This window comes from Rhodopseudomonas sp., assembly GCF_048594845.1.
Lineage (GTDB): Bacteria > Pseudomonadota > Alphaproteobacteria > Rhizobiales > Xanthobacteraceae > Rhodopseudomonas.
Window position 1 is genome coordinate 1 of the sequence record NZ_JBMDXE010000098.1, and the last position, 1,686, is coordinate 1,686.

Consider the following 1,686-nt stretch of genomic DNA (forward strand, 5'->3'; position numbering starts at 1 on the left):
GAATTGGGCGCGCAGGACTTTCTTGTCGATCTTGCCGACGCCGGTCATCGGCATTTCGCTGACGAACTTGACCTGCTTGGGCGCGTGGGCCGAGCCCTTGCGGGTCTTCACCAGCTCGATGAGTTCGCGCTCGTCCGGCTCCGCGCCCGGCTTGCTGACGACGACCGCAGTGACGGCCTCGCCCCATTTGTCGTCGGGCACGCCGACGACCGCGACCATCGCGACGCCGCTGTGGGTCGACAACACATCCTCGACTTCGCGCGGGAAGATGTTGAAGCCGCCGGATACGATCATGTCCTTCTTGCGATCGAGAATGTACATGTAGCCACGGTCGTCGCGCTTGGCGATATCGCCGGTGTGCAGCCAGCCGCTCTTCAGCGTTTCGGCGGTCTGCTCTGGCCGCTTCCAATATTCCTTCATCACATGCGGCGCGCGCACGCAGATCTCGCCGGCTTCGCCGTCGGGGACTTCCTGATCGTTCTCATCGAGAATGCGCGCGTCGCACGCCGCGATTGGAAAGCCGCAGGACAGGAACAGCTCGGGCTGCTTCGGATCGTGATCGGCCTTGCGCAGTACCGACACCGGGTAGCATTCGGTCTGGCCGTAGAGCTGCGAGAACACCGGGCCGATCCGCTCGATGCCTTCGACCAGCCGCGTCGGCGACATCGGCGAGGCGCCGTACAGCACCAAATCCAGCGAGCTCAGATCAGTCTTTGCCAGCGCCGGATGATCGAGCAGCACGTAGATCATCGTCGGCACGAACAGCGTGAAGTTGATCTTCTCGCGATGGATGGTCTGCAGCACCGCGTCGGGATCGAAGCCCTTCAGCATGTGGATGGTGCCGCCGCGCATCAGTGACGGCAGCACTTTGGTCCCGGCGACATGGCTGATCGGCGCCACGGTGAGATAGCGCGGGTCCATCGGGATTTCGAAGTCGGCCAGGATGGCGTTGGCAAAGCCGGCGTTCTCGCGATGCCGGCGCAGCGCGCCCTTGGATTTTCCGGTGGTGCCGCCTGTGTAGTTGAGCACCGCGACATCGTCGAGCTGCGCAAAGTCCTTCGGCGTGGCGCTGCCGGCCTTGTCGAGCGCAACGAGCAGGTCGAGGCCGTAATCGGCTTTGCCGATGGTGAAGACGTGACGCAGGCCGCGCGCCTGCATGGCGAGCTCGCCGCCACGCTGCAGAAAGGCGGCGGCATCGATCACCAGGATCTCTGCGCCGGAATCCTCGATCTGGTCGATCTGGTCTTCGCGCGAGCCCAGCGGATGCAGCCAGGTGATGGCGAAGCGGCAGAGTTGCGCGGCGACGCCGGCGCACCAGGTTTCGGCGCGGTTTGCCGTGAGCATCGCGACGCGCGTGCCGGGCTGCGCGCCGAGCTCCATGAACACCTTCTGGATGCTGCCGATCATGTCTACTGCGCCACGATAGCTCAGCGTCCCGCCTGGCCAGCTGAACGCCGTCCGGGTCGGATAGCGCGACAGGGCGCGCAGCGTCTGCGTGCCGGCGGTGGGGAATGAGTTGAGGGCGTCGGTCATGGGGCTTGCTCCCGAATGTTTGTCATCGGCTTTTGCGCGTGCCAATGTTCGGCGCAAGAGTAGCACGCCGATGCGTCGGTGAAACACCAAAGATGACAAAGGAGGAACGACCTTGGCTGCAGCCGATCGTCTCAGCAAATTCCGCGACCGACT

At 64.2% G+C, this 1,686-nt stretch carries 1 protein-coding gene; it reads right to left on the minus strand.

Annotated features, from left to right (window positions below; genetic code table 11):
- A partial coding sequence (locus ACOJTD_RS05715) for an AMP-binding protein (RefSeq protein ID WP_420131963.1) occupies positions 1–1,533 on the minus strand: 1,533 nt, incomplete at its 3' end.
- Positions 1,534–1,686: the final 153 nt, after the last annotated feature.